We start from the raw sequence: 26,017 nt of genomic DNA, 5'->3' as shown, positions 1-26,017 counted from the left end.
ACCTCAGGGAGATGCGCCTATGCAAGCGCGCAAGGCAATGCTGGTCCTGCACGGCAAGCAGGCGATGAACGACGAACTGCGCGATGCCGTGCACGACATGCGCCACAGTGGCTGGGTGCTGGATGTGCGGGTCACCTGGGAGGCGGGCGATGCACAGCGCCTGGTGACCGAGGCGCTGGCGGCAGGCTACAGCCACATTGTCGCCGGTGGCGGCGACGGGACCTTGCGCGATGTGGCCGAGGCCATGGGGCAGGCGGGGACCGATGCCAGCCTGGTATTACTGCCGTTGGGCACCGCCAACGATTTTGCCAAGGCCGCCGGGATTCCGCTGGAGCCTGCCGCTGCGCTGGCCTTGTTGAATGTGGCGGCACAGCCCATAGACCTGGGCCAGGCCGGCGACCAGCTGTTCCTCAACATGGCCACGGGTGGGTTCGGCAGCCAGGTCACGGCCAATACGTCCGAAGACCTGAAGAAGGTCCTGGGCGCCGCGGCCTATCTGTTCACCGGCCTCACACGCTTCAGCGAACTGCAGGCGGCTTCGGTCGAGCTGCTAGGGCCGGATTTCCACTGGCAAGGGGATCTGCTGGCACTGGGTATCGGCAATGGCCGCCAAGCGGGAGGCGGGCAGGAGCTGTGCCCGGATGCGGTAGTCGATGATGGCTTGCTCGATATCGCCGTGCTGCCTGCCCCACAGGAAATGCTGGGCACGTTGCGTGACCTGCTGGCCGGTGATGGCCTGTTCGTCCGTGCCAGGTTGCCCTGGGTCGAGATCAAGAGCGCCCAGGGCCTGGACCTCAACCTCGATGGCGAGCCCTTGCAGACTACCAACTTGCGTTTCGAAGCCCGGCCCGCAGCGTTGCGCCTGCACCTGCCTGCCGGGTCGCCGCTGCTCAGTCGTCCAGGCTGATGATTTTTTCGCGCACGGCAAACAGTACCAGGCCAGCCACATCATGAATTTGCAGGCGCTTCATGATTTGCGAGCGGTGGGTTTCCACGGTCTTGATCGACAGGCCGAGGCCTGTGGCAATTTCCCGGGTCGATTTGCCGCGCACGATCAGGCGCAGGATCTCCAGCTGGCGCGCCGTGAGGTTATGCCGGTCGCTGTTGCCCTGCGCGCCCGGCCTGTTGCGTTGTAGCGCCTGGTTGATGACGGTGTGGGCGATGGCCGGGCTCAGGTAGCGCTCGCCGTGGCGTACCGCCTCCAGGGCCTGCTCCAGCTCGGTGGCACTGGTGTCCTTGAGCAGGTAACCATGGGCACCGCTTTCCAGGGCGCGCATGATCAGGTCCGGATCGGTGTGCATCGACAGGATCAGCACCTTGCAGGTGCTGCCGCAGGCCCGCAATTGGGTCAGGGCGTCCAGGCCACTGGTCGAGCGCATGGAAATGTCCAGCAGGACAATGTCCGGCGCCAGTGCGCGCACCTGCTCAAGCAACTGGCTGCCATCGTCGGCCTCACCGACCACGCTGTAACCGGGAATATCGCAAACCAGCGCACGTACACCGGCGCGGATCAGCGAGTGGTCGTCGACCAGCAGCAATCTACAGGTCATGGGCAACAGTACTCCTGGCGCGTTGCTGGGTGCGCGGTGGCCACGGGAACATCGCTTCTATCCGTGTACCCTGGCCAGGCTGGCTGGTGATCTGCAGGCTGCCCTGCAAGGCCGTTACCCGCTCCTGCATGCCGGCCAGGCCGCGTTGGCCGGCCTCGGCCGGGTGCCGGGCGGGGACGAAGCCGCAGCCATCGTCGTGAATCGACAACGCCAGCCCGGCAGGGGTGCGTTGCAGGCGCACAACCAGGTTGCGTGCCTGGGCATGGCGCAGCATGTTGGTGACCGCTTCCTGGGTGATGCGGAACACTGCCATGGCCACTGCATCGTCGATGCCGCCCAGGCGTTGGTTGCACGCCAGGCTCCAGTGTACGCTGCTGCTGCCCAGCGTGCGGACCAAGTGCGCGCGCAAGCTGGCTTCCAACCCGAGGCTCGCCAATTGCCTGGGGTTGAGCAGGCTCGACACGTTACGCACCGTGCCCAGGGTGTCATCCAGGGTGCTGTGCAGCGCATCGCAGTGGCCCTGCAACTCGGCCGGCATGCGCCGCTTCAGCCATTGCAGTTGCAGTTTGGCGGCAGTCAGCAACTGGCCAATGTCGTCGTGCAACTCCCGGCCCAGGTGTTGCCGCTCGTCTTCCTGCACCTTGAGCATGCGCTCGGCCAGTTCAGCTGGGCGCAGGCTGATCGACCTTGCGCCCAGGCCCAACTGCAGGGCGGCGGCGAGTGTTGCGCCCAACTGCAAAAGCAGCAGGCCGGCCGGGATTGCCAGGTCGGCCAGGTACAGCATCAGGTGAGTGACCAGCGAGGCCACACACAGCCCGACTGTCAGCCAGCGCAGCAGGGCAACGCGGCGGCGGCTACGCATGGCAAGTTTCAAGCGTGGGAGCATAAATAGGGAAGCCACTGAAGTATTGCTGATAAAGGCCTTGCACAATGCGGGTCAGAGGCTTTGGCGCAGTACTTCCGCTGTTTTGTCGAGCACCTGATGTGCAAACTTTTTTGTGATTGCAAGTGTTTCTGGGGGCGCATATTAACACTTCGTACGGCGTAGGTCGCGGCTGGGTAACGCTCCGAAACGCCTGTTGACAGGGCGGTGCCGGGTAGCAAAGTGCCACCTGCGGGTCATGCTGCTCGCACCTGCATTGCAACTAAGGCGGTAATGATTCAACTTGGCCGTCCTGAAACTTTGCGAACTTTGCAAGTTCGACCAGCGCAGGGCTTGAGTGCATGTACTTAGTTGCACTTCTGGTCAGGTTAGTGCGCGCGGTACGACCGGCTGCCATGGCTGCCGGAGCGCATGGCGTCATGCGGGTGATCGCACGTTTTGCCTGCTTCATCGCAGGACGCGCACGCAGGTGCAAAGGGCTGCTGCACGACCTTGGCCAGCTCGCCCAGCAGCACCAATTGCTCGCCGATATCCAGGTTCAAGCGCCCGGTTCGGCTATCGAGCAACTCCAGTTGCCAGGCCAGCAGGGTCAGGCACGCCTCGATCGCAGGCAATGCTTCAGGCTGCAGGCAGCCACTTTGGCAGGCCGGGGCCAGCAACTGGTGAAGCGCGGTGGCGTAATGGGCAACTTCGCGCGCGCCCAGGCGGGTGGCTTGCCCGGCAAGGCTGGCCAGGGTGCTGTCCAGGCAGCGGCAGGCGTCCGGATCGTTGTCGATCAATTCCAGATGCTGCAGGCATTCCTGGGCCTGGGTCAGCAGTACTTGGGCATCCAGCAGGAAGCCCTGCAGTGCGTTGTCGAACGCTAAGGCGGTGTCCATGATCAGGTCCCCGCGCGTGGGGTAGGCGCAGGTGACGGGCACACCGCAACGATAGCTAGCAAAAGCCTGACTCCATTCATGCAATGAGAATGGCGTCACATTAATGGCTAAAGGATATCGCGAATATCAGGTTCCACCTGACTGCCCCTAGGGGTTTCCCTGATGTAGGCTGCTGAAATCGCGCAAGGTGCCGGCAGTAAAGCATGATGGTAAAGTGATATCAATTGCCGGCTCGGCATTTTCCCGCAAGGGTCAAGGTGTGCGGCAAGCCGCCGATACAGGGTAGGTCAATTCACCTTTTTCGACTCAAGCCTGGGGGCTTTCCAATGGCTGGCATTCTCGACACGGTAGACCAACGCACGCAACTGGTAGGTGAGAACCGCCTGGAAATCCTGATGTTCCGCCTGGCGGGCCGCCAATTGTTCGCGATCAACGTGTTCAAGGTTCAGGAAGTGCTGCAACTGCCCAAGCTCACCCTGATGCCCCAGCGCCATGCGTTCGTCTGCGGCGTGGTCAACCTGCGTGGGCAGACGTTGCCGGTGATCGACCTGTCCCAAGCCATTGGCATGCGCCCGCTGCAACCCACGCCCGACAGCACCATCATCGTCACCGAGTACAACCGCTCGGTGCAGGCCTTCCTGGTGGGAGGGGTCGACCGCATTGTCAACATGAACTGGGAGTCGATCATGCCGCCGCCGTCCAGCGCCGGGCGCCAGCATTACCTGACTGCCATCACCAAAGTCGATGATCAACTGGTCGAGGTCATCGACGTAGAAAAGGTGCTGGCTGAAATCGTGCCTTACAACGCCCGGGTTTCTGGCGAGAAACTGGCCGACCCCGTGCTGGCAAGGGCGCGAGGCCGGGAGGTGCTGTTGGTGGACGACTCCAGTGTGGCCCTGGCGCAGTTGCGCGACACCTTGTCCCAGTTGGGCATGAAACTGCATGTGGCCAGTGATGGCCTGAAGGCACTGCGCATGCTCAAGGGTTGGGCCGATGCGGGCGAGGACGTATGTGAAAAGCTGCTGATGGTGTTCACCGACGCCGAAATGCCGGAAATGGACGGCTACCGCCTGACCACCGAGATTCGTAGCGATGCGCGGCTGCGCCAACTCTATGTGGTGCTGCACACATCGCTGTCGGGCAGTTTCAATGAATCCATGGTCAAGAAAGTGGGTTGCGACAACTTCCTTTCCAAGTTCCAGCCCGATCGCCTTGTCGACGTGGTCAAGCAGCGCCTGCAGCTGGATACGGCCACCGCGTGATCGCCACGCCTGCCCGGTATAAGCTTGGCATTTGCCAAGACGCGAGGCGGCAGGGATGTTTCTGAGTGAGTTGTACCGATACCCGGTGAAGTCGTGCCAAGCGCAAAGCCTGCGCGCTTCGCCGGTGGGGCTGCTGGGCCTGCAGGGTGACCGGCGCTGGATGGTGGTCGAGGAAGAAAACGGACGCTTCCTGACCCAGCGTGCCTGGCCACGCCTTGGCCAGATCGCGGCGCACGATGACGGCGGCGGCCAGCTGCTCTTGCAGGCGCCTGGGCGCGCCTCGCTGAGGGTGGCAGTGCCCCCTGCCGATGACGGCCTGCGTGGCGTGACGATCTGGCGCGATACCTTGCGCGTCCCAGACGCCGGCGATGCCGCGGCGGCCTGGCTGAGCGAGTGGCTGGGCAAGGCTGTGCGCCTGGTGCATTGCCCGGAGCAGCGTGCCCGTTACTTGCCCAACGGTTATGGCTTCAACAGCGATCGCGCGGCTTTTCCGGATGGTTTCCCCTTGTTGCTGATCGGCCAGGGCTCGCTGGACGAACTTGACCGCCGTGTGGGGCGGCCCATGGAGATGCTGCGTTTTCGGCCGAACCTGGTGGTGCAGGGGGCCGAGCCTTTCGCCGAGGATGGCTGGAAGCGTATCCGCATTGGCACCCTCGAATTCCGGCTGCTCAAACCGAGTGTAAGGTGTATTTTTACCACCATCGACCCCGCCACCGGCGAGCGCAGTGAAGACCGCGAACCGATGGCCACGCTCAGGACCTTCCGCGAAAAGGAAGGCGATATCCTGTTCGGGCAGAACCTGGCGGTGGATGGCAGCGGGTGGCTTGAGGTCGGGATGGGCGTGGAAATCCTGGAATAGCTGCATGCTGACACTGGCCTGCTCACAGGGTTACCCGCGAACAGGCCGTCAAGCGCTCAGCGAACCTTACATGTCGTCGAAATACCGCTCATGCCAATCCACCAGCGGCTGCGGTGAGTTCAGTTTCTGCCCGTAGATCACCGAATACGACAGCACGTTCTGCACGTATTGGCGGGTTTCGTCGAACGGGATCGACTCCACCCACACATCGAAACTCAGGTGCTTGGCGCCCCTCAGCCACTGGCGCACGCGCCCGGGCCCCGCATTGTAGGCTGCTGAGGCCAGGACCCGGTTGCCGTTGAACTGGCTGTGCACCTGGCTCAGGTAGGCGGCGCCCAGCTGGATGTTCTTGTCCGGGTTGAGCACCTGTGCCGGTGAGGCAAGGGGAATGCTGAACTTGCGCGCAGTTTCCTTGGCGGTAGCCGGCATAAGCTGCATCAGGCCGCTGGCGCCTACCGGGGAGCGTGCGTCTTCCATGAACGCGCTTTCCTGGCGGGTAATGGCGAATACCCAGCTCGAATGCAGGCCGCGCACATTGGCTTCGCGCACCAGGGTATCGCGGTGGGCCATCGGGAAGCGGATGTCCAGGTCGTCCCAGTATTGGGCCTGGCTGATGGTGCGGATGGCCGGGAAGTACCAGCGCAATTCATAACCCAGGCGCGCCTGGGCCACCATTTCATCGCGGGTGAAGTGCCGGCTGACGTGGTACCACTCGCGGCGGCCTTCGACGATCTGGCCGCGGGCATGGAATTCCAGTGCCCGCTGGATGCCGGGTGTATTGCGTACTTTCTTCACCAGTTGCGGGCTCAGCAACAGGGGTTTGTTGTTCAGCTGGTACGGTGTCTTGGCCCGGTCGGCGGCGAGGAAACCATAGAAGTCACGCTCGCGCGCCACGGTCTTGTACAGCAGCGGGATCTGCGGGTTGTTCGGCTGTGCCAGCTCCAGGCTGCGCGCTTGCCAGTACTTCCAGCGGCTGCTGCTGGCCAGGTCCTGAGGCAGGCGCCGGGTCAGCTCGTAGGCATCTTCCCAGCGGCCCAGGCGCAGCAGCAGGCGCAGGCGCCATTCACTGACGGTGTTGTCGCGCAGCTCAGGGTCGTAGCGGGTCATCAGGTCGAGCGCCCGCGGGTCGTAGCGGCGGGCCATGGTCAGGCCTATTTCGCGGGCGATGGCCACCTTTTCTTCGCGGGAGAAATGCATGCGCTGGGCGTAGTCGTCCAGCAGCGCCATGGCCCGCTCCGGGTCCTGGCGGGCCAGGCGGCGCAGGCCCAGGCTGACCACATCGGCCATCGCCTCGTTGGCCGGGGCAAAGCGTGATGGCTGGTTGAGCAGCTCAGGCTTCTGTGCCACGTCGACCAGCAGCCGGCCTTGCGGGCCGAGGGTGGTCAGGCCGTTGACCAGGCTATTGGCCAGGCTGTAATTGCGCGCCTGGGCCGCCAGCTTGGTGCGCTGCCAGCGCTTGCTCTCGGTCAGTTGGCCTTCAGCGGCCCACATGCCGAACAGTGTGTCGCACGCGGCAGGTTGCGACTTGCCCACGTTCCACAGCTTTTCGGCGGTGGCGTTGCCTTCGGCACGCAGGCCATGGCTGAGCTGGTACTGGCCGTTGAGGCAATCGAGCTCGGTGAAATTGAGCTTGGGGTCGTAGTACTTGACGAAGGTGTCCCACTCGCCGCGTTCGGCCAGCCAGCGCAACCAGCGCAGTTTCATCCAGTTGGCCTGGGGCAGGTCGCCATGCTTGGCGAGGAACGCCTCGATTTCCTGGTTGCTGGCGCTTTTCAGGCGGGCGGTGAGCTCGTCGTAGGCCAGGTACGGGGTCAGCGGGTAGTCACTCAGAGCCTGGGCATAGCGCAGGTAAGGGCCTTTGTCGCCCTTGGCCAGCGCGCGCTTGGCTTCGTCGTAGTACTGGCGCTGCAGGGTGAGGTCGGTGGCCTGTGCCGCGCTGGTGGCAGCGGTCAGCAGCAGGCAGGAAGCAATTTGTAACAGGCGGCTGCGCATGATACGTCCGGGCAGTTGAACCATGGGGAAGTGACGGCGGAGCCAGCACTGTTGGAAGCTATTGCCTTAGCTTAGCCGTTTGCCGGCAGCGGGTGAAAGCACTGTGCTTGTATCGGCATATTAACGTCGACCGGATGTCGCCACGCGTGCATCGATTGGCCTGGCTGCTGCCGTCGGGGGCCCAAGTCAGGTAGAATGCGCGCCCGATTTATGGAGACCAACATGACCCTGCTCAAATTCAGCGATGTGTCCCTCGCATTCGGCGCCATGCCGCTGCTGGACAAAGTGTCCTGGCAGATCGCTCGTGGCGAGCGGGTGTGTATCATCGGCCGCAACGGCACCGGCAAGTCGAGCATGCTGCGCCTGGTCAAGGGCGAGCAAAAGGGCGACGACGGGGAAATCTGGCGTGCCCCGGGCCTGAAGATCGGCGAACTGCCGCAGGAACTGCCGGTGGCCGATGAGCGCACGGTGTTCGACGTGGTCGCGGCCGGCCTCGACGGCGTGGGTGAACTGCTGGCGCAGTTCCACCACCTGAGCATGAACATCCAGGGCGACGATGACCTGGAAAAGCTCATGCATGTTCAGCACGAACTGGAAGCCCGCGACGGCTGGCGCCTGCAGCAGGTGGTGGAAAGCACCCTCAGCCGCCTGCAACTGCCTGCCGACAAGACCCTGGCCGAGCTGTCCGGTGGCTGGCGCCGCCGGGTGCTGCTGGCCCAGGCGCTGGTGTCGGAGCCCGACCTGCTGCTGCTCGACGAGCCGACCAACCACCTGGACATCGGCGCCATTGCCTGGCTCGAGGAGGCCCTGCGCGGCTTCAACGGCGCGGTACTGTTCATTACCCACGACCGTTCGTTCCTGCAGAACCTGGCCACCCGCATCCTTGAACTGGACCGTGGCGGCCTGATCGACTGGAACGGCGACTACGCCAGCTTCCTGGTACACAAGGAGGCCGCACTGGCCGCCGAAGAAACCGCCAACGCGCTGTTCGACAAGCGCCTGGCCCAAGAGGAAGTGTGGATTCGCCAGGGCATCAAGGCCCGCCGTACCCGCAACGAAGGTCGCGTGCGTGCCTTGAAGGCCCTGCGGGTAGAGCGTGGTGAGCGCCGCGAACGCCAGGGCAAGGCCAACATCCAGATCGAGGCAGCGGAAAAGTCCGGCAAGCAGGTCATGGTGCTGGAAAACGTGAGTTTCCATCATGCCGAAGGGCCGATGCTGGTCAAGGACTTCTCCATGGTCCTGCAGCGCGAAGACCGTATCGGCCTGCTGGGTGCCAACGGTACCGGCAAGACCACCTTGCTGAAGTTGATGCTCGGTGACCTGGAGCCCACTTCAGGCAAGGTCGAGCGCGGCACCAAGCTGGAAGTGGCCTATTTCGACCAGATGCGCCACCAGCTCGAGCTGGAAAAGACGGTGATCGACAACCTCGCCGAAGGCCGTGACTTCATCGAGATCGATGGGCAGAACCGCCATGTGCTCAGTTACCTGGGCGACTTCCTGTTCAGCCCCCAGCGTGCGCGCACACCCGTCAAGGCGCTGTCGGGGGGTGAGCGTGCCCGCCTGCTGCTGGCCAAGCTGTTCAGCAAGCCGGCCAACCTGCTGGTGCTCGACGAACCGACCAACGATCTGGACGTGGAAACCCTCGAACTGCTCGAAGAGGTGCTGTCCAACTACAAGGGCACCGTGCTGATCGTCAGCCACGACCGGGCCTTCCTCGACAACGTCGTCACCAGCACCCTGGTGTTCGAAGGCGAGGGCAAGGTGCGCGAGTATGTAGGGGGTTATGAGGACTGGATTCGCCAGGGTGGCTCGCCGAGGCTGCTGGGCGTGACCGAGAGCAAAGGCGGCAAGTCGGCCCTCAACAGCGCGGTGGTGGAGAAGGTCGAGGCCAAGCCTGCGCCTGTTGCTGCGCCGGTAGTGGAGGAGGCATCGAAGAAGAAGCTCAGCTACAAGCTGCAGCGTGAGCTGGAAATGCTGCCGGGGCAGATCGACGCGCTGGAGCAGCGCATGGCTGAAGCTCAGGAAGAGGTGAATGCGGCGGGCTTCTATCAGCGGCCGATTGCGGAAACTTCGGCAGTGCTGGCCAGGATCGAGAAGCTGCAGGGTGAGCTGGATGTATTGGTAGAGCGCTGGGCTGAGCTGGAAGGCTGATAGTTGTTAGCCTGCTCCGGCCCTATCGCCGGCAAGCCAGCTCCCACAGAGGCACCATGGATTTCAAACCTTATGGTGGCCCTGTGGGAGCTGGCATGCCGGCGATAGGGCCGAACCAGGTTGAATCAGTCCTTCTTCTGCAAGCGTACCGCCAGCACGTCACACGGCGCACCGTGCAACACGTCATTGGCAGTTGACCCTAACAGCAACGCCAGACCATGGCGGCCATGGCTGCCGACCACGATCAGATCGCACTTCTGGTCCTTGGCCAGCTGGTGGATTTCCTGGCGCGGTTGGCCGTAAGTCAGGTGGGAGTCGCCCCGATTAATGTCTCGGTACTTGTTGAACAACCGGTCCATGCGTTCTTTAGCCTGGTCGAACTGCTGTTGTTGCAGTTGCGACAGGTCCATCGGCACATCGCCGCCAAAAGCCATGGCCATTGGCTCGACGATATGCACCAGCGATACCTTGGCCTTCGATGGGGCTGCCAAGGCCATGGCGCGCTTGATCACCGGGTCGCATTCTTCGGTCAGGTCGACCGCGACCAACAAATGTTCGTAGGGCATGAGCAGTACTCCTGACAATCGCGATAAAGGAAGTATGGTCGCTTTCGGGCGGGTCTTCCGTGAAAAATGGCTAACCAGCTCATTTGCAACGCTTTATGGAATCTACTGATATGACGGTATTGCTGGTGGTGTCAATCCTTGCGCTGATTCTCAGCCCATTTTCCTGGTTGCGCAGTTCGCGCAAGCAGAGCGAGCAGATGAAGCTGCGCCTGGAAGCCCGACGTATGGGGTTGGCCATGCAGCTGGCGCCGCAACAGTGGCCGCACTGGCTGGAGAAGGAGCCGCCAAGTCCTTGCCCGCAGTACCACCGGGCGCGCCGCCATGGGCACCAGAACAGCTTCAGCTACTGGCAGGTCAGCCCGGGGGTGTGGTGGAACCAGTACCGCGAACCCTGCGAAGACCCGCGTTACGTGGAGGCGCTGGCGCGCTTGCCGGCGAGCGTTTACAAGGTCGAAGCGGATGCTCAGATGATCGCGTTGTACTGGACTGAACGGGGCGATACGGCTGTATTGCAGGATGTTGCCTACGTCCTCGAAGTCCTCGCCTGAGTTCAGTTAAACACGATCCCTTTAGGAGCAATTGTCTTTCTCAAAATTTGAAAAGCCAGCGCGATTCATTGTGGGAGCGGGCTTGCCCGCGAAGCAGGCGACGCGGTGGATGGCACCGGCTTTGCCGGTGTTCGCGGGCATGCCCGCTCCCACAGGGCCTGCGCTGGCTTGGATTGCCGCCGTACTTGCAGGAGCAACTGTCTTTCTCAAAATTTGAAAAGCCTGCGCGATTCACCTGTGGGAGCGGGCAAGCCCGCGAAGCAGGCGACGCGGTGTCTGGCACCGGCTGCGCCGGTGTTCGCGTTCATGCCCGCTCCCACAGGGCCTGCGCTGGCTTGGACGTGTCGCCGTACTTGCAGGAGCAACTGTGTCTAATCCCCTCTCAAGACACAATACCGCGCCTACAACGACAAAGCGGCGGCTTGGCAAACCCCTGAAGGGGTGGGGTGCCAAGTCGCCGCTTTGCGTTCTGCTTTCGCAGAAAAGGCCAGGCAGGCCGGGTATTCATTCACGCAAGTGGCAGTGTAGCCATACCCGGTCGGCGCGCAAGCGAAAATGTGCAGCGCTGTGCAATCGCGGGGGTTGATCGCTGGCATGAATGACCGGTGATCACTGTCATCATGGTTTGCTGCGCGCACGGTACACAATGACCGGAAAGTCGCGTTTTCTTCGTGCTCGTGAGCATTTGACAACGCAGATCTTTTCGGAGAATGTGTGCACACCCAAATCAAACGGGCGTATGAATTGAGCGTTTGTATGTCACCACGCCAAGCCATACTTCCGACTAGCGCGCTGACGGGTGTGCCTGGGCGGGGCAGCTAGGCCTGCTTCCGCTGCAGCGATCGGCGTGTACAGTTCAGCTTCCATATCGTGGAGATCAGTTGATGATTTACGAAGGTAAAGCCATCACGGTTAAGGCTCTTGAAAGTGGCATCGTCGAGCTCAAGTTCGACCTCAAGGGTGAGTCCGTCAACAAGTTCAACCGCCTGACCCTGAACGAGCTGCGCGAGGCCGTAGGCGCCATCCAGGCCGACGCCTCGGTCAAGGGCGTTATCGTCAGCAGTGGCAAGGACGTGTTCATCGTCGGCGCCGACATCACCGAGTTCGTCGACAACTTCAAGCTGCCCGAGGCCGAACTGGTCGCCGGCAACCTGGAAGCCAACCGCATCTTCAACGCCTTCGAAGACCTCGAAGTGCCGACCGTCGCGGCCATCAATGGCATCGCCTTGGGTGGCGGCCTGGAAATGTGCCTTGCCGCCGATTACCGTGTCATGTCCAGCAGCGCCAAGATCGGCCTGCCGGAAGTCAAGCTGGGCATCTACCCGGGCTTTGGCGGCACCGTGCGCCTGCCGCGCCTGATCGGTTCGGACAATGCCATCGAGTGGATCGCTGCCGGCAAGGAAAACCGCGCCGAAGACGCCCTCAAAGTCGGCGCCGTCGATGCCGTGGTTGCGCCCGAGCTGCTGCAGGCTGGCGCCATCGACCTGATCAAGCGCGCCATCAGCGGTGAGCTCGACTACAAGGCCAAACGCCAACCCAAGCTGGAAAAACTCAAGCTCAACGCCATCGAACAGATGATGGCGTTCGAAACTGCCAAGGGCTTCGTAGCCGGGCAGGCCGGGCCGAACTACCCGGCCCCGGTCGAAGCCATCAAGAGCATCCAGAAGGCCGCCAACTTCGGCCGCGACAAGGCACTGGAAGTCGAAGCGGCCGGGTTTGCCAAACTGGCCAAGACCTCGGTTGCCGAGAGCCTGATCGGCCTGTTCCTGAACGACCAGGAGCTCAAGCGCAAGGCCAAGGCGCACGACGAAATCGCCCACGACGTGAAGCAGGCTGCCGTGCTTGGCGCCGGGATCATGGGTGGCGGCATCGCCTACCAGTCCGCGGTCAAGGGCACCCCGATCCTGATGAAGGACATCCGCGAGGAAGCCATCCAGCTGGGCTTGAACGAGGCCTCCAAGCTGCTTGGCAACCGCGTTGAAAAGGGCCGCCTGACCCCGGCCAAGATGGCCGAGGCGCTCAATGCCATTCGCCCGACCCTGTCCTATGGCGACTTTGCCAATGTCGACATCGTGGTCGAGGCCGTGGTCGAGAACCCGAAAGTCAAACAGGCGGTGCTGGCGGAAGTGGAAGGGCAGGTCAAGGACGATGCGATCCTGGCCTCCAATACCTCGACCATCTCCATCAACCTGCTGGCCAAGGCGCTCAAGCGCCCGGAAAACTTCGTCGGCATGCACTTCTTCAACCCGGTGCATATGATGCCGCTGGTGGAAGTGATCCGTGGCGAGAAGTCCAGTGAAGTGGCTGTGGCTACCACCGTGGCCTATGCCAAGAAAATGGGCAAGAACCCGATCGTGGTCAACGACTGCCCGGGCTTCCTGGTCAACCGCGTGCTGTTCCCGTACTTCGGCGGCTTTGCCAAGCTGGTCAGCGCCGGTGTCGACTTCGTGCGCATCGACAAGGTCATGGAAAAGTTCGGCTGGCCAATGGGCCCGGCCTACCTGATGGACGTGGTGGGTATCGACACCGGCCACCACGGCCGTGACGTGATGGCCGAAGGTTTCCCTGACCGCATGAAGGACGAGCGCCGCTCGGCGGTGGATGCCCTGTACGAGGCCAACCGCCTGGGGCAGAAGAATGGCAAAGGCTTCTACGCCTACGAAACCGATAAGCGTGGCAAGCCGAAGAAAGTGTTCGACGCCACCGTGCTCGACGTGCTCAAGCCGATCGTGTTCGAACAGCGCGAAGTCACCGATGAAGACATCGTCAACTGGATGATGGTGCCGCTGTGCCTGGAGACCGTGCGCTGCCTGGAAGACGGCATCGTCGAGACCGCTGCCGAAGCCGACATGGGTCTGGTCTACGGCATTGGTTTCCCGCCCTTCCGCGGTGGTGCGCTGCGCTACATCGACTCGATCGGTGTCGCCGAATTCGTTGCCCTGGCCGATCGCTATGCCGACCTGGGGCCGCTGTACCACCCGACCGCCAAGCTGCGTGAAATGGCCAAGAATGGCCAGCGCTTCTTTAACTGAGCGGTCAACGAGCTAGAGCGAGAGATTTGATATGAGCCTGAATCCAAGAGACGTGGTGATTGTCGACTTCGGTCGCACGCCAATGGGCCGCTCCAAGGGTGGCATGCACCGCAACACCCGCGCCGAGGACATGTCGGCGCACCTGATCAGCAAGCTGCTGGAGCGCAACGGCAAGGTCGACCCCAAAGAGGTCGAGGACGTGATCTGGGGCTGCGTCAACCAGACCCTGGAGCAGGGCTGGAACATCGCCCGCATGGCTTCGCTGATGACGCAGATCCCGCACACCTCCGCGGCGCAAACCGTCAGCCGCCTGTGCGGCTCGTCGATGAGCGCGCTGCACACCGCCGCCCAGGCCATCATGACCGGCAACGGCGATGTGTTCGTGGTCGGCGGCGTGGAGCACATGGGCCATGTCAGCATGATGCACGGCGTGGACCCTAACCCGCACCTGTCCTTGCATGCCGCCAAGGCTTCCGGGATGATGGGCCTCACTGCAGAAATGCTCGGCAAGATGCATGGCATCACCCGTGAGCAGCAGGACCTGTTTGGCCTGCGTTCGCACCAGTTGGCACACAAGGCCACGGTCGAAGGCAAGTTCAAGGATGAGATCATCCCGATGCAGGGCTACGACGAGAACGGCTTCCTGAAGGTGTTCGATTTCGACGAAACCATTCGCCCGGAAACCACCCTCGAAGGCCTGGCGTCGCTCAAGCCGGCATTCAACCCCAAAGGGGGCACGGTCACGGCCGGTACCTCGTCGCAGATCACCGACGGCGCGTCGTGCATGATCGTCATGTCTGGCCAGCGCGCCATGGACCTGGGTATCCAGCCGTTGGCGGTGATCCGCTCGATGGCGGTGGCCGGTGTGGACCCGGCGATCATGGGCTACGGCCCGGTGCCATCGACCCAGAAAGCCCTCAAGCGTGCCGGGCTGACCATGGCCGACATCGACTTCATCGAGCTCAACGAAGCCTTCGCTGCACAGGCCTTGCCAGTGCTGAAAGATTTGAAAGTGCTCGACAAGATGGATGAGAAGGTTAACCTGCACGGCGGCGCCATCGCTTTGGGCCACCCGTTCGGTTGCTCTGGGGCACGTATTTCCGGCACCCTGCTCAATGTCATGAAGCAAAATGGCGGTACCCTGGGGGTGGCGACCATGTGCGTCGGCCTCGGCCAAGGTATCACCACTGTCTTCGAACGCGTCTGATCGCGCCGCTGGACAGCAACCGGGGCCTTGTGCCCCGGTTTTGTTTTTTCAGGTTTTATTCAGGAGGGTGTGCAACATGCAGATACAGCCAGGCGTCTACCGGCATTACAAAGGGCCTGAGTACCGTGTCTTCAGCGTTGCGCGGCACTCCGAGAGCGAAGAGTGGATGGTTTTCTACCAGTGCCTGTATGGTGACTACAGCTTCTGGGTAAGGCCACTTTCGATGTTCCAGGAGTCCGTCGAGGTTGACGGCGAGCAGGTGCCACGCTTTGCTTTGGTCAAGGCCGAAGAGGGGCTGCCCGGGTTGCTGGGCAAGTCGCACGCATGATCGTTCGAACTTGACCTCACACTTTTGCCACTATATATAGCGGTGCCGCGTGTCGGCACCTGACGCGTTTTTCATCTTCAGATTCAGGAATACTCCGATCCATGGGCAAATCGCTGGTCATTGTGGAATCCCCGGCCAAGGCCAAGACCATCAACAAGTACCTGGGCAACCAGTACGTGGTGAAGTCGAGTATCGGCCATATCCGAGACCTCCCCACCAGCGGTTCGGCCAGCGCAAGCAAAGAGCCGGCCGCCAAGCGTGGTAAGGCTGCGGGTGAGGCCCCGGCGCTTTCACCCAAGGAAAAGGCCCGTCGCCAGCTGGTGTCGCGCATGGGTGTCGACCCCGACCACGGCTGGAAAGCCAAGTACGAGATCCTGCCTGGCAAGGAAAAGGTGATCGAAGAGCTGCGCCGCCTGGCCAAGGATGCCGACACCATCTATCTCGCAACCGACTTGGACCGCGAAGGGGAAGCCATTGCCTGGCACCTGCGCGAGGCCATTGGTGGTGACGACGCCCGCTACAAGCGCGTGGTGTTCAACGAAATTACCAAGAAGGCGATTCAGGAAGCCTTCTCGCAACCGGGCGAGCTGGACATCGATCGGGTCAACGCCCAGCAGGCTCGGCGTTTCCTTGACCGTGTGGTTGGCTACATGGTGTCGCCGCTGCTGTGGGCCAAGATTGCCCGTGGCCTGTCTGCCGGTCGCGTGCAGTCGGTAGCGGTCAAGCTGGTGGTAGAGCGCGAGCGTGAAATTCGCGCGTTCATCCCCGAAGAATACTGGGAAATCCACGCCGACCTCGGCACCGCGAAAAACGCCAAGGTGCGTTTCGAGGTGGCGCGTGAAAATGGCGAGGCGTTCAAGCCGCTGAACGAAGCCCAGGCCATGGCCGCGCTGGAGAAGCTCAAAGCTTCCAGCTACAGCGTGGTCAAGCGCGAAGATCGCCCGACCAGCAGCAAGCCGTCGGCGCCGTTCATTACCTCCACCCTGCAGCAGGCCGCCAGCAACCGCCTGGGCTTTGGTGTGAAGAAGACCATGATGATGGCCCAGCGCTTGTACGAAGCTGGCTACATCACGTATATGCGTACCGACTCGACCAACCTGTCGGCCGATGCCCTGGACATGGCCCGCAGCTACATCGAGCGTGAGTTCGGCAAGGAGTACCTGCCGGACGCGCCGCTGGTCTACGGCAGCAAAGAAGGCGCCCAGGAGGCGCACGAAGCAATTCGCCCGTCGGACGTGAATACACACCCGACCAAGCTCAGTGGCATGGAGCGCGACGCCGAGCGCCTGTACGAGCTGATCTGGCGCCAGTTCCTGGCTTGCCAGATGCCGCCGGCGCAGTACCTGTCTACCAGTGTTACCGTGGCTGCCGGCGACTTCGAGCTGCGCGCCAAGGGCCGTATCCTGAAGTTCGACGGTTATACCCGTGTGCTGCCACAACAGAGCAAGCCCGGTGAAGACGACGTACTGCCGGAAATGGTCCAGGGCGAAGCGCTGAAGTTGCTGCAGATCGACCCGAGCCAGCACTTCACCAAACCGCCGGCACGCTTCACCGAAGCCAGCCTGGTCAAGGAAATGGAAAAGCGCGGCATCGGTCGCCCGTCGACCTATGCGGCGATCATTTCCACCATCCAGGACCGGGGTTATGTGACCCTGCACAACCGCCGCTTCTACTCCGAGAAAATGGGCGACATCGTCACCGAGCGCCTGTCGGAAAGCTTCTCCAACCTGATGGACTACGGCTTTACGGCAGACATGGAGGAGAACCTCGACGACGTGGCCCAGGGCGAGCGTGACTGGAAAAACGTGCTCGACGAGTTCTATGGTGACTTCAGCAAGAAGCTGCAGACGGCCGAGTCGAGCGAAGACGGCATGCGCGCCAACCAGCCGACCATGACTAACATTCCGTGCAAGGAATGTGGCCGGCCAATGATGATTCGTACTGCTTCCACTGGCGTATTCCTTGGCTGCTCTGGCTACAGCCTGCCGCCGAAAGAGCGCTGCAAGGCGACCGTCAACCTGGTGCCCGGCGATGAAATCGCTGCGGACGACGAGGGTGAGTCCGAGTCGCGGGTGCTGTTGGGCAAGCACCGTTGCCCGATCTGCGCCACGGCGATGGATGCCTACTTGCTGGATGAGAAGCACAAGCTGCACATCTGCGGTAACAACCCGGACTGCGCTGGTTACGAAATCGAAGAAGGCAACTACCGCATCAAGGGTTACGAAGGGCCAAGCCTGGAATGCGACAAGTGCGGTAGCGAGATGCAACTGAAGACCGGCCGGTTCGGCAAATTCTTCGGCTGCACCAACCCGGCTTGCAAGAACACCCGCAAACTGCTGAAAAACGGCGAGGCGGCGCCACCGAAGATGGACAAGGTGGACATGCCTGAGCTCAAGTGCGAAAAGGTGGACGACACCTACGTGCTGCGCGATGGCGCCTCGGGGTTGTTCCTGGCGGCCAGCCAGTTCCCCAAGAACCGCGAAACCCGGGCACCACTGGTCATGGAAATCGTGCCGCACAAGCACGAGATCGACCCGAAATACCACTTCCTGTGCGATGCGCCGCAGAAAGACCCGGACGGGCGCCCAGCAGTCATCCGCTACAGCCGCAAAACCAAGGAGCAGTACGTGCAGTCCGAGGTCGATGGCAAACCGACCGGCTGGAAGGCGTTCTACGACGGTGGCGCCTGGAAGGTAGAAGACAAGCGCTGAGCCTTCAGTGCTGTAATTGGGGCCGCTTTGCGGCCCCAATCATTTATGATGCAGAAACTTGCCTTGCAGCCTGAAGGGAGGGCACAGAAATGGCCCAGGAAACCTACACCCGCACCAACCAGAAACTGTTCTTTGCCGGGCTCGCCCTCGAGGCCATGGCCAAGGCCGAGCAGAGCCAGGCCATGAATGCCCAAGGCCTGGTACAAGCCGAGCGCGAGTCTGCGCTGTTTCACCTGTACGGCGCGCTACTGGGCATGTGCCATGAAATTGGTGCTTTCTACCGCCTGCCGGTTGTGGCAACTGTGGAGCAGGCGCTGGCCGACGACAGCCTGAACGGCATCGCCATCCCCGAGGTGGCCGAGCTGCTGGAGCTGGCGCGCCAACGTGAAACCTGGCTGGCGCAAATGCTCAGTGCTTATGCCGATTTGTTCCGACCACCTGTCGCCAGGAAAGCGCCAAAAACCGATGTTACCCAGCCGCTGATTCAGGCCGTGAACCTTGACGAGCCCGAGCATCCAGCGCTGTCCCGTGCCGAGCTGGAAAGCTGGCGCAATAACCTCAAAGGCCTGGTCAGGCGTTTTCGCGACGCGTTGAGTGAGTGCTGATCGCGGCAACGGCTGATACAATACTGGCCTTTCGCGGAGAACTGCCATTTATGTCTACGTCTTTTCTGGAAATTGTCGAGTTGCCTGATGGCCGCATCGAACTGCGTCGCGCCGAGGATGAAGGCTCACTGGTAACCTTGGATTTCTCGGAAGACGCCAAGGTATTCCTGCAGGGTCAACATGTTGAAGTGGCCAAGGCTATGCTCAGCGTGGGCGTGCAGATGGCCGGTCGCCTGATGGAAGGTGAGGTTGAGCGTGACGAAGGGCCGCGGGTGCTGCACTGAACCCTAAGGGTGCAGCAGGTGCCTGGCGTTTTGAAGTAACAGGCAAAGCCTGAACATCAGCCGAGGCGGATGTTCAGGCTTTGTGCATTTCCGGTAGTGGCTGCCCGTAGCAGTTGCTGGCGGGCAGTGGCATTCACGCTACCCAGCCAGCTGACCACTGTGTGGCTAAGGCCCAGGCGCAGGGCTTCGCAGGCCAGCTGCAATGGGCTCTGATTGCTACGGGGTTGCAGCAGCAGGATCCGTTCACGGTTGAGGCCTGCGTCGCGCAGCCAGGCCTGGGTCAGGCTCGACGGCGGCGCGATCAGGGTCAGCCAGCGGGTTTCGTCTTCTTCGCTCAGCTCACGCAGTACGGGTGCCAGCAGGTTTTGGCAGTGCCCTTGGGCGCCACGCAGCGACAGTTCGCTGAAAAGCTCGGGGTCGCTGTGCTTGCGTGCCAGTTCGCTGGCCTTTAAGCCAGGAAGTACGGGTTGGGCAAGGAATGCTTCGAACAACGGCAACTGGGCTTGCTCGGGTACGTGAATGAACTGCTGCATGACGCCTCCTGGATCAGCGGCGAATGACGCCGACGCTCAAGCCCTCGATCACCAGTTCCTGTTCTTTCAGGTCGACTTCGATGGGGGCGAATTCGGGGTTTTCGGCCAGCAGCCAGACTTTGCTGCCTTCGCGCTTGAAGCGCTTGACGGTCACTTCGTCGCCGATGCGGGCCACCACGATCTGGCCGTTGCGTGCTTCACGGCAGGTGTGTACTGCCAGCAGGTCGCCGTCCAGGATACCGACGTCCTTCATGCTCATGCCGTGCACGCGCAGTAAATAGTCGGCCTGGGGGTGGAAGAACGCGGGGTTGATGTTGCACGATTGCTCGATGTGCTGCTCGGCAAGGATCGGTGCACCGGCAGCCACACGGCCGATGATGGGCAGGCCGCTTTCTTCGGCCTTGGCTTCGAAGCCCGGGATGCGGATGCCGCGGGATGCACCTGGGGTCATTTCGATGGCACCCTTGCGGGCGAGGGCCTTGAGGTGTTCTTCGGCAGCGTTGGGCGATTTGAAGCCCAGTTCCTGAGCGATCTCGGCACGTGTGGGCGGGAAACCGTTGTCTTCCAGGCAACGCTTGATGAACGCGAGAATTTCGGCTTGGCGTGGCGTCAGTTTCAGCATGTTGGGCGCTCTGGCTTTTTGTACAGTGACTGGGATTATATACAGTACTGGATAAGCTTCAAGCCACACGTTGCAAGAAAAGTCGAACGCCCCCTCCCGGAGGCACGACGCGCGCTGTTTTCCAACGGCGACCGCCCGGTCACCGAGCCTTGACAGATGCAGGGCTGAAACGTATGTTTCAAACAACTGTTTGTCTGGCGGAGTAGTCGGAGTAGTCATGGCCCAATCGGAAACCGTTGAACGCATTCTCGATGCTGCCGAGCAGCTGTTCGCGGAAAGGGGGTTCGCTGAAACCTCGCTGCGGCTGATTACCAGCAAGGCCGGGGTCAACCTGGCGGCGGTCAACTATCACTTCGGTTCCAAAAAAGCGCTTATCCAGGCTGTGTTCTCGCGCTTCCTGGGCCCGTTCTGCGCCAGCCTCGAGCGTGAACTGGAACGCCGCCAGGCCAAGCCCGAGCACAAGCCAAGCCTGGAAGAGCTGCTGGAAATGCTGGTGGAGCAGGCATTGGCCGTGCAGCCGCGCAGCAACAACGACCTGTCGATCTTCATGCGGCTGCTGGGCCTTGCCTTCAGCCAGAGCCAAGGGCACTTGCGGCGCTACCTGGAAGACATGTACGGCAAGGTGTTCCGCCGCTACATGCTGTTGGTCAACGAGGCGGCTCCCCGTATTCCGCCGCTGGAGCTGTTCTGGCGCGTGCACTTCATGCTGGGGGCGGCCGCGTTCAGCATGTCCGGCATCAAGGCCCTGCGGGCCATCGCCGAAACCGACTTCGGTATCAATACGTCCATCGAACAGGTCATGCGCCTGATGGTGCCGTTCCTGGCGGCCGGCATGCGGGCGGACAGTGGCGTCACCGACCCGGCCATGGCCACTGCACAGCTGCGCCCACGCACCAAGAGCAGCGCCGCCACGGCCAAGGCCTGAAGGCTGGGCGCGGCGGGGCGCTTGGGCTAAGCTAGCGCCGCTTCTGTTCAGTCTTCAATTAAGGAATACCCATGACCGTCAGTCTGCAAGGCTCCCTGATGGTGGACATCGCCGGTAAATGGCTGACCGCCGAAGACCGTCACCTGCTGCGCCAGCCCGAAGTGGCCGGCCTGATCATCTTCGCCCGCAATATCGACAGCCCGCGCCAGGTGCGTGAGCTATGCGCATCCATCCGCGCCATACGCCCCGATCTGATTCTGGCGGTGGACCAGGAGGGCGGCCGTGTGCAACGCCTGCGCCAGGGCTTTGTACGCCTGCCCGCCATGCGCGCGCTGGCCGACAACGACAACGCTGAATACCTGGCCGAGCAGTGTGGCTGGCTGATGGCGACTGAAGTGCTGGCAGTGGGCCTGGACCTGAGCTTCGCTCCGGTGCTTGACCTTGATCACCAGCGCAGTGCCGTGGTGGGCAGCCGCGCCTTCGAGGGCGACCCGCTGCGTGCGACGCAGTTGGCCGGGGCGTTCATCCGCGGTATGAATGCCGCAGGCATGGCGGCCTGCGGCAAGCATTTCCCGGGGCATGGCTGGGCCGAGGCCGATTCGCACGTGGCCATTCCCACCGATGAGCGCAGCCTTGCGCAACTGCGCCAGGCCGACCTTGTACCGTTCAGCCGCCTGAGCGGGCAATTGGCGGCGGTGATGCCGGCGCATGTCATCTACCCGCAGGTGGACGACCAGCCGGCCGGCTTCTCGCGCCGCTGGCTGCAGGACATTCTGCGTGGCGAGCTGGGCTTTGACGGAGTGATCTTCAGTGATGACCTGTCGATGGCCGGTGCCCATGTGGTGGGCGATGCGGCCAGCCGTATCGAGGCGGCATTGTCTGCCGGCTGCGACATGGGCCTGGTTTGCAATGACCGCGCGGCGGCAGAGCTGGCACTGAGCGCAGCGCAGCGCATGCAGGTCAGGCCCTCGCCGCGTATCGCCCGGATGCGCGGGCAGGGCTTTGCACGTACCGACTATCGCCAGCAGCCACGCTGGCTGGCGGCGTTGGGCGCGTTGAAAGAGGCGCAGCTGGTCGACTGACCTGTCGCCGCTGTAGCGGGTTTCTGGTTGCCAGTGAGATCGCCGCCGGCGCGGCGCTCGGCCTCACTGCCAGCCAACCCTCACGGCCGACCCGAGGGCATCAGCGCCCACGCTTGCCCGGCAACGGTGCAAACAGGGCATCGATCTCTTCATCCCCCAGCCGCCACTGCCCAGCCTGGCCGCCATCGAGCAGGCTCGCCGCCAGCGCGGCCTTCTCCTGCTGCAGTGCCTGTATTTTTTCTTCCACCGTGCCGCGGGTAATCAGCTTGAACACGAACACGGGTTTGTCCTGGCCTATGCGGTAGGCGCGGTCGGTGGCCTGGTTTTCGCTAGCCGGGTTCCACCAGGGGTCGAAGTGGATCACCGTGTCTGCCGCCGTCAGGTTCAGGCCCACGCCGCCGGCCTTCAGGCTGATCAGGAACACCTCGCTGTCACCCTGCTGGAACTGCTGCACTGGCGTACGCCGGTCGCGGGTATCGCCGGTGAGCAGGCTGTAGCGGATCTGGCGCTTTTGCAGTTCCTGCTCGATCAGTGCAAGCATCGAGGTGAACTGCGAAAACAGCAGTACCCGGCGGCCTTCGCTGAGCAGCTCATCGAGCATTTGCAGCAGTGCCCCCAGCTTGCCCTTGTCGGCCTGGTTACCCTTGCTCTCCACGCCTTTTACCAGGCGCAGGTCGCAGCACACCTGGCGCAGCTTGAGCAGCGCGTCGAGGATCACGATCTGGCTGCGCGCGGCACCGTTGCGGGCAATTTCATCGCGGACTTTCTTGTCCATGGCCACGCGTACCGCTTCGTAGGTGTCACGCTGGGCGTCGCTGAGCTCGACCCAGTGCACCATCTCGGTTTTGGCCGGCAGCTCGGTGGCCACCTGCTCCTTGGTGCGGCGCAACAGAAACGGCCGGACGCGGTTGGCCAGGTGGGCCATGCGCTCGCTGTCACCGTGGCGCTCGATCGGCGTGCGGTAGTCCTGGTTGAAGCGCTTCAGTTCACCTAGCCAGCCGGGCATCAGGAAGTGGAAGATCGACCACAGTTCGCCCAGGTTGTTTTCCATCGGCGTGCCGGTCAGGCACAGGCGCTGGGTGGCCTGCAGTTCGCAGGCGGCCAGGGCCGCCTTGCTGGTGCTGCTTTTGATGTTCTGTGCCTCGTCCAGCACCAGTACGTGCCACGCGTGAGCGCGCAGGTGCTGCAGGTCGCGGGGCAGCAGCGCATAGGTGGTGAGGACCAGGTCGTAGTCGCCCAGCTTGGCAAAATGCTGGCTGCGCCCTGGCCCGTGCAGGGCCAGTACACGAAGGTCGGGGGCGAAGCGCGCGGCTTCGTCCAGCCAGTTCGGTATGAGGCTGGTCGGCATTACCGCCAGGGCTGGGCTGACGAGGCGCCCGCCTTCCTTTTCCAGCAGCAGGTGAGCCAAGGCCTGCAGGGTCTTGCCCAAGCCCATGTCGTCGCCAAGAATGCCGCCGGTACCCATTTCGCGCAGGGCCTGCAGCCAGTTCAGGCCTTGCTGCTGGTAGGGGCGCAAGCTGGCCTGCAGCGCGACTGGCGGTGCGACCTGCAGGTCACGCGCGTCACGCAGGCGGCGGCCCAGGTCGCGCACATGCTCGCCACCTTCCCAATGCAGCGGCATGCCTTCGATCTGGTTCAGGCGCGCGGCGTCGGCGCGGTCCAGGCGCAGGGCCGGGCCTACGCTGCCTTCGTGCAGGTACAGCTCGCCCAGGGTGCCCATCACCGCCTTGATACGGCCATAGGGCAGGGCGACGCGCAAGGGCGGGGCATCCAGGCGGCCGCGGTTCAGGTCGATCAGCAGGTGCTCGTCATCACTGCGTCGGGCCAGTTCGCTGGGGCGTAACAACTCTGGGCTGCTGCGCAGCAATTGCAGCACGATCGGCAACAGGCTATGGCGCTGGCCATCGACCACGATGCCCAGTTCCAGGTCGAACCATTCATGGCCCGGCGCTTCGTCGATGGTCGCGTACCAGTCTTCCACCTCTTGCAGGTTGAAGGCGAAATCGCGGTGGGTGTCGATGGCCCAGCCGGCTTCGCGCAGGCGTGGCAGGCCTTCGCGGGCAAAGTGCAGCCAGGCTTCGTCGTCGGGCAGTTGATACATTTCCCCGGCACTGTCGGGCAATGCCTTGCTCTGCCGGGTTGCAGGCCTGAAGCCGAAGTCCCGCAGCACTTTGCGCAGGGCTTGTTCAGCCTGGGGCTGGCGGCGGATGCGCTGGCTGGTGTTGCCTGCAAGGCGGGTCAGCGGCTTGTCGTCGCTACCGCTGGCTTGCAGGCCGTCATAGTCGAACGCCAATGCGGCGCGATGTTGCATCTGCCGTTGCATGCGCCCGGTTTTCGGCATGTAGGCGGTGTACTCGAGGCTGCCGAGGGCCAGAAGGGCCTGTGGCTGGATGTCCTCGATCACTTGCTCTCGCACGGGGGCTGGGGTCGGCACCTTGTGGCTCAGGGCATTGAGTTTGTGGCTCAGGGGCACGACCAGGTGTTCCGGCACATCGGGGGCGATGGTCAGCTGCACGGCCACGTGCGGGTCAAGGGTGTGTTCGACCTTGCCCACCTCTTGCGCCTGCACATCGAAGTAGTACAGCGGCAGCAGCGGGATGACGCAGCGCAGCGGTTCCTCACCGCTGTACCACAGCCCCCGGTAGTTGCCGTTGTCCTGGCGTACCCAGCGGAACTCGGCGGGGCGCGGCGGGCCTTCGTGCAGCAGGGGCATGTTGACGTCGAACAGCATGCGCCCGGTCTCCAGTGCGCGCTGGAACAGTTCGCCGCCTTCCTGGCCTTTGAGTTGGTAGCCGCGGTCCTGGCCGGCACCCTGGTTCAATGCCGCAAGCAGGCGCAGGATGCGCGTGTCCTGGTCGGTGACGAAGCGCGGCGGCTCGTAGAGAAAATCGTAAAGTGACTGCACCCGGCTGAAGCGGATGCCGTCCTCGCTGCGTGTGCCTTTGCGCACCAGCAGCGAACAGCCGGCAGCATCGGTCAGTTGCAGCTGGTAGCAGACCATGCGCCCGCGTTTGTCATCGGCTGCGCCGGTCTGGGCCGGCGGCTGCTCCAGGCCGCTCAGCCAGTGCTGCAGTTCGGCCGACAGCATACCCGGTGGGCTTTGCACAGGCTCGGTGCTGATGTCGGGGCCGCTGAGGGTGAACAGTACCGCAGCGCAATGCTTGCAGTTTTGTCGTACCGGGCAGTCGCACTCACCCTCGACGTGGCAGCGGCCGCCTGCAATGTGCAGTTCGATGGTTTGCTGGTAGACATTGTCGCCGCTGCCTTCGCACCGGGCGGTGATGGTCTGGCGGTAGATAGCGTCCAGTTCTACCCGGCCTTCATCGGCATAGCGTTCTGCGCGCTGCAGGGTGGCCTTGCTGAACGACTGGGTCCAGTTCGGGTATTGATTCACCAACTCGGCGGCATCTGGCTTCATGCGCTTACTGCTCCATCATCTCCGGGTCCATGGCCGGCATTTTCGGCGTGCCCGGTGGCGTGATCTTCAGCAGCACCGCCAGGTGCCCACCGTCGAGGAAGGTCAGCTGCCCACCTTTGACGTTACTGTTGCTTTGCTTGAACTGCTCGCTTTGCAGCACGCTGCCGTTGCCATCCAGCTGGTTGACCCAGAAGTTGGCCTCCACCGCGATAAAGCGCCCTTGGGCAATGCTCAGGTTGCCTTCGATAGGGAAATGGCCGAATTGCTCGGTGCCTTCGCCCAAGGCGATGCGGCTGGGTTGGTCGCCCACCTGTTGCCGCCAGGCCTTGTGCATCAGCACGGTGTAGTCTGCGGTCGCCTCCAGGCGGGTGGCTTCGTCTTCCAGCGCCGGGCGTTGCTCGGCGTCTTTGTGCAGGCGCGCAGCACCGCCGCTCCAGTCTTCCGGTGCGAACGGGCTGGTAAAGGCGGGCACGCTGTTCTGCCGCACCAGAATCATTTCTACCTGATACAGGCCTTCGGCGAAGGCGGCTGGCGCGAACAGCGCCAGCAGCAGGGTCAGGCAACGGATGGCACGCATGGAT

The 26,017-nt window shown here is 62.7% G+C and carries 22 protein-coding genes; 13 read left to right on the top strand and 9 right to left on the bottom strand.

The window, feature by feature from the left end; translation table 11 throughout:
- Nucleotides 1-19 precede the first annotated feature (19 nt).
- Entirely contained in the window at nucleotides 20-907 is an 888-nt protein-coding gene (gene yegS / locus ACF8SD_RS17200) for a lipid kinase YegS (protein ID WP_173890524.1), read from the top strand.
- On the opposite strand, the gene ACF8SD_RS17195 is transcribed toward yegS, so the two are convergent.
- The 3 genes from ACF8SD_RS17195 to ACF8SD_RS17185 all read right to left on the bottom strand — a co-directional run bounded on the left by ACF8SD_RS17195 (nucleotide 891) and on the right by ACF8SD_RS17185 (nucleotide 3,311).
- Nucleotides 891-1,550, bottom strand: coding sequence for a response regulator transcription factor (locus tag ACF8SD_RS17195; protein ID WP_173890522.1), 660 nt, complete (start codon nucleotides 1,548-1,550; stop codon nucleotides 891-893). The two genes, yegS and ACF8SD_RS17195, sit on opposite strands and share 17 nt — an antisense overlap.
- A complete protein-coding gene (locus ACF8SD_RS17190) occupies nucleotides 1,540-2,436 on the bottom strand; it encodes a sensor histidine kinase (RefSeq protein ID WP_173890520.1) in 897 nt (298 codons plus the stop codon). The genes ACF8SD_RS17195 and ACF8SD_RS17190 overlap by 11 nt, the downstream gene beginning before the upstream one ends.
- A gap of 365 nt (nucleotides 2,437-2,801) precedes the next feature.
- The gene (locus ACF8SD_RS17185) at nucleotides 2,802-3,311 is read right to left on the bottom strand and encodes a histidine kinase (protein WP_173890518.1); all 510 of its coding nucleotides are present in this window, start codon (nucleotides 3,309-3,311) and stop codon (nucleotides 2,802-2,804) included.
- A 326-nt stretch (nucleotides 3,312-3,637) separates the two neighbouring features.
- On the opposite strand from ACF8SD_RS17185, the gene ACF8SD_RS17180 reads away from it, so the two are divergent.
- Nucleotides 3,638-4,573: a chemotaxis protein CheV gene (locus tag ACF8SD_RS17180; protein ID WP_173890516.1), complete on the top strand. Its 936-nt coding sequence runs from the start codon at nucleotides 3,638-3,640 to the stop codon at nucleotides 4,571-4,573.
- 55 nt (nucleotides 4,574-4,628) lie between these two features.
- The gene (locus ACF8SD_RS17175) at nucleotides 4,629-5,432 is read left to right on the top strand and encodes an MOSC domain-containing protein (RefSeq protein ID WP_392484818.1); all 804 of its coding nucleotides are present in this window, start codon (nucleotides 4,629-4,631) and stop codon (nucleotides 5,430-5,432) included.
- Between the two features lie 66 nt (nucleotides 5,433-5,498).
- Here the strand turns inward: ACF8SD_RS17175 and ACF8SD_RS17170 are convergent, their stop codons facing one another.
- Nucleotides 5,499-7,424 carry a transglycosylase SLT domain-containing protein gene (locus ACF8SD_RS17170; protein ID WP_173890512.1) on the bottom strand — a complete coding sequence of 642 codons (1,926 nt, stop codon included), beginning with the start codon at nucleotides 7,422-7,424 and terminating at the stop codon, nucleotides 5,499-5,501.
- Nucleotides 7,425-7,646: 222 nt separating this feature from the next.
- Between ACF8SD_RS17170 and ACF8SD_RS17165 the strand changes: the two genes are divergently transcribed.
- Nucleotides 7,647-9,575 (top strand): ATP-binding cassette domain-containing protein, encoded by a 1,929-nt coding sequence (locus tag ACF8SD_RS17165; RefSeq protein WP_392484817.1) that lies wholly within the window; start codon nucleotides 7,647-7,649, stop codon nucleotides 9,573-9,575.
- 125 nt (nucleotides 9,576-9,700) lie between these two features.
- Here ACF8SD_RS17165 and ACF8SD_RS17160 read toward each other — a convergent pair whose 3' ends face one another.
- Nucleotides 9,701-10,141: a universal stress protein gene (locus tag ACF8SD_RS17160; protein ID WP_392484816.1), complete on the bottom strand. Its 441-nt coding sequence runs from the start codon at nucleotides 10,139-10,141 to the stop codon at nucleotides 9,701-9,703.
- A gap of 110 nt (nucleotides 10,142-10,251) precedes the next feature.
- Here ACF8SD_RS17160 and ACF8SD_RS17155 point away from each other — a divergent pair, with 110 nt between their 5' ends.
- The 7 genes from ACF8SD_RS17155 (at nucleotide 10,252) to ACF8SD_RS17125 (ending at nucleotide 18,856) form a co-directional block, all read left to right on the top strand.
- The gene (locus ACF8SD_RS17155; protein ID WP_173890507.1) at nucleotides 10,252-10,689 is read left to right on the top strand and encodes a hypothetical protein; all 438 of its coding nucleotides are present in this window, start codon (nucleotides 10,252-10,254) and stop codon (nucleotides 10,687-10,689) included.
- An 884-nt stretch (nucleotides 10,690-11,573) separates the two neighbouring features.
- Nucleotides 11,574-13,721: a fatty acid oxidation complex subunit alpha FadB gene (gene fadB, locus ACF8SD_RS17150; RefSeq protein WP_029887012.1), complete on the top strand. Its 2,148-nt coding sequence runs from the start codon at nucleotides 11,574-11,576 to the stop codon at nucleotides 13,719-13,721.
- Between the two features lie 31 nt (nucleotides 13,722-13,752).
- Complete coding sequence (fadA, locus tag ACF8SD_RS17145; protein WP_003248768.1) at nucleotides 13,753-14,928, top strand: acetyl-CoA C-acyltransferase FadA; 1,176 nt, start codon at nucleotides 13,753-13,755, stop codon at nucleotides 14,926-14,928.
- Between the two features lie 76 nt (nucleotides 14,929-15,004).
- Nucleotides 15,005-15,256, top strand: a complete 252-nt coding sequence (locus tag ACF8SD_RS17140) for a DUF1653 domain-containing protein (protein ID WP_025754461.1) — start codon at nucleotides 15,005-15,007, stop codon at nucleotides 15,254-15,256.
- Between the two features lie 101 nt (nucleotides 15,257-15,357).
- Nucleotides 15,358-17,967 carry a type I DNA topoisomerase gene (gene topA, locus ACF8SD_RS17135; protein WP_173890505.1) on the top strand — a complete coding sequence of 870 codons (2,610 nt, stop codon included), beginning with the start codon at nucleotides 15,358-15,360 and terminating at the stop codon, nucleotides 17,965-17,967.
- A gap of 89 nt (nucleotides 17,968-18,056) precedes the next feature.
- Nucleotides 18,057-18,572, top strand: a complete 516-nt coding sequence (locus ACF8SD_RS17130) for a DUF6586 family protein (RefSeq protein ID WP_392484815.1) — start codon at nucleotides 18,057-18,059, stop codon at nucleotides 18,570-18,572.
- Between the two features lie 50 nt (nucleotides 18,573-18,622).
- A complete protein-coding gene (locus tag ACF8SD_RS17125; protein WP_173890501.1) occupies nucleotides 18,623-18,856 on the top strand; it encodes a hypothetical protein in 234 nt (77 codons plus the stop codon).
- 56 nt (nucleotides 18,857-18,912) lie between these two features.
- Here ACF8SD_RS17125 and sulA read toward each other — a convergent pair whose 3' ends face one another.
- Nucleotides 18,913-19,389, bottom strand: coding sequence for an SOS-induced cell division inhibitor SulA (gene sulA / locus ACF8SD_RS17120; RefSeq protein WP_009686281.1), 477 nt, complete (start codon nucleotides 19,387-19,389; stop codon nucleotides 18,913-18,915).
- A gap of 13 nt (nucleotides 19,390-19,402) precedes the next feature.
- Nucleotides 19,403-20,011: a transcriptional repressor LexA gene (gene lexA, locus ACF8SD_RS17115; RefSeq protein WP_029887015.1), complete on the bottom strand. Its 609-nt coding sequence runs from the start codon at nucleotides 20,009-20,011 to the stop codon at nucleotides 19,403-19,405.
- A 217-nt stretch (nucleotides 20,012-20,228) separates the two neighbouring features.
- Between lexA and ACF8SD_RS17110 the strand changes: the two genes are divergently transcribed.
- Together ACF8SD_RS17110 and nagZ are read left to right on the top strand one after the other, a co-directional pair.
- A complete protein-coding gene (locus ACF8SD_RS17110; protein WP_009686283.1) occupies nucleotides 20,229-20,936 on the top strand; it encodes a TetR/AcrR family transcriptional regulator in 708 nt (235 codons plus the stop codon).
- 83 nt (nucleotides 20,937-21,019) lie between these two features.
- A complete protein-coding gene (nagZ, locus tag ACF8SD_RS17105) occupies nucleotides 21,020-22,018 on the top strand; it encodes a beta-N-acetylhexosaminidase (protein WP_172828394.1) in 999 nt (332 codons plus the stop codon).
- A gap of 100 nt (nucleotides 22,019-22,118) precedes the next feature.
- On the opposite strand, the gene ACF8SD_RS17100 is transcribed toward nagZ, so the two are convergent.
- Entirely contained in the window at nucleotides 22,119-25,436 is a 3,318-nt protein-coding gene (locus ACF8SD_RS17100) for an SNF2-related protein (RefSeq protein ID WP_392484814.1), read from the bottom strand.
- A 4-nt stretch (nucleotides 25,437-25,440) separates the two neighbouring features.
- Nucleotides 25,441-26,013, bottom strand: a complete 573-nt coding sequence (locus ACF8SD_RS17095) for a CsiV family protein (RefSeq protein WP_173890496.1) — start codon at nucleotides 26,011-26,013, stop codon at nucleotides 25,441-25,443.
- Nucleotides 26,014-26,017 lie beyond the last annotated feature (4 nt).

This window comes from Pseudomonas sp. CJQ_9 (assembly GCF_043106615.1).
GTDB classification, from domain to species: domain Bacteria; phylum Pseudomonadota; class Gammaproteobacteria; order Pseudomonadales; family Pseudomonadaceae; genus Aquipseudomonas; species Aquipseudomonas juntendi.
The sequence above is the reverse complement of the archived record's forward strand: the minus strand, read 5'-3'. Positions and strand labels throughout refer to the sequence as shown.

Coding starts and splice junctions, on each gene's coding strand:
- ACF8SD_RS17175 (WP_392484818.1), top strand. CDS start 4,629: ATGTTTCTGAGTGAGTTGTACCGATACCCGGTGAAGTCGTGCCAAGCG.
- ACF8SD_RS17110 (WP_009686283.1), top strand. CDS start 20,229: ATGGCCCAATCGGAAACCGTTGAACGCATTCTCGATGCTGCCGAGCAG.
- ACF8SD_RS17100 (WP_392484814.1), bottom strand. CDS start 25,436: ATGAAGCCAGATGCCGCCGAGTTGGTGAATCAATACCCGAACTGGACC.
- ACF8SD_RS17160 (WP_392484816.1), bottom strand. CDS start 10,141: ATGCCCTACGAACATTTGTTGGTCGCGGTCGACCTGACCGAAGAATGC.
- fadB (WP_029887012.1), top strand. CDS start 11,574: ATGATTTACGAAGGTAAAGCCATCACGGTTAAGGCTCTTGAAAGTGGC.
- fadA (WP_003248768.1), top strand. CDS start 13,753: ATGAGCCTGAATCCAAGAGACGTGGTGATTGTCGACTTCGGTCGCACG.
- ACF8SD_RS17190 (WP_173890520.1), bottom strand. CDS start 2,436: ATGCTCCCACGCTTGAAACTTGCCATGCGTAGCCGCCGCCGCGTTGCC.
- ACF8SD_RS17140 (WP_025754461.1), top strand. CDS start 15,005: ATGCAGATACAGCCAGGCGTCTACCGGCATTACAAAGGGCCTGAGTAC.
- topA (WP_173890505.1), top strand. CDS start 15,358: ATGGGCAAATCGCTGGTCATTGTGGAATCCCCGGCCAAGGCCAAGACC.
- yegS (WP_173890524.1), top strand. CDS start 20: ATGCAAGCGCGCAAGGCAATGCTGGTCCTGCACGGCAAGCAGGCGATG.
- ACF8SD_RS17195 (WP_173890522.1), bottom strand. CDS start 1,550: ATGACCTGTAGATTGCTGCTGGTCGACGACCACTCGCTGATCCGCGCC.
- sulA (WP_009686281.1), bottom strand. CDS start 19,389: ATGCAGCAGTTCATTCACGTACCCGAGCAAGCCCAGTTGCCGTTGTTC.
- ACF8SD_RS17170 (WP_173890512.1), bottom strand. CDS start 7,424: ATGCGCAGCCGCCTGTTACAAATTGCTTCCTGCCTGCTGCTGACCGCT.
- ACF8SD_RS17185 (WP_173890518.1), bottom strand. CDS start 3,311: ATGGACACCGCCTTAGCGTTCGACAACGCACTGCAGGGCTTCCTGCTG.
- ACF8SD_RS17095 (WP_173890496.1), bottom strand. CDS start 26,013: ATGCGTGCCATCCGTTGCCTGACCCTGCTGCTGGCGCTGTTCGCGCCA.
- ACF8SD_RS17125 (WP_173890501.1), top strand. CDS start 18,623: ATGTCTACGTCTTTTCTGGAAATTGTCGAGTTGCCTGATGGCCGCATC.
- ACF8SD_RS17155 (WP_173890507.1), top strand. CDS start 10,252: ATGACGGTATTGCTGGTGGTGTCAATCCTTGCGCTGATTCTCAGCCCA.
- ACF8SD_RS17130 (WP_392484815.1), top strand. CDS start 18,057: ATGGCCCAGGAAACCTACACCCGCACCAACCAGAAACTGTTCTTTGCC.
- lexA (WP_029887015.1), bottom strand. CDS start 20,011: ATGCTGAAACTGACGCCACGCCAAGCCGAAATTCTCGCGTTCATCAAG.
- ACF8SD_RS17180 (WP_173890516.1), top strand. CDS start 3,638: ATGGCTGGCATTCTCGACACGGTAGACCAACGCACGCAACTGGTAGGT.
- ACF8SD_RS17165 (WP_392484817.1), top strand. CDS start 7,647: ATGACCCTGCTCAAATTCAGCGATGTGTCCCTCGCATTCGGCGCCATG.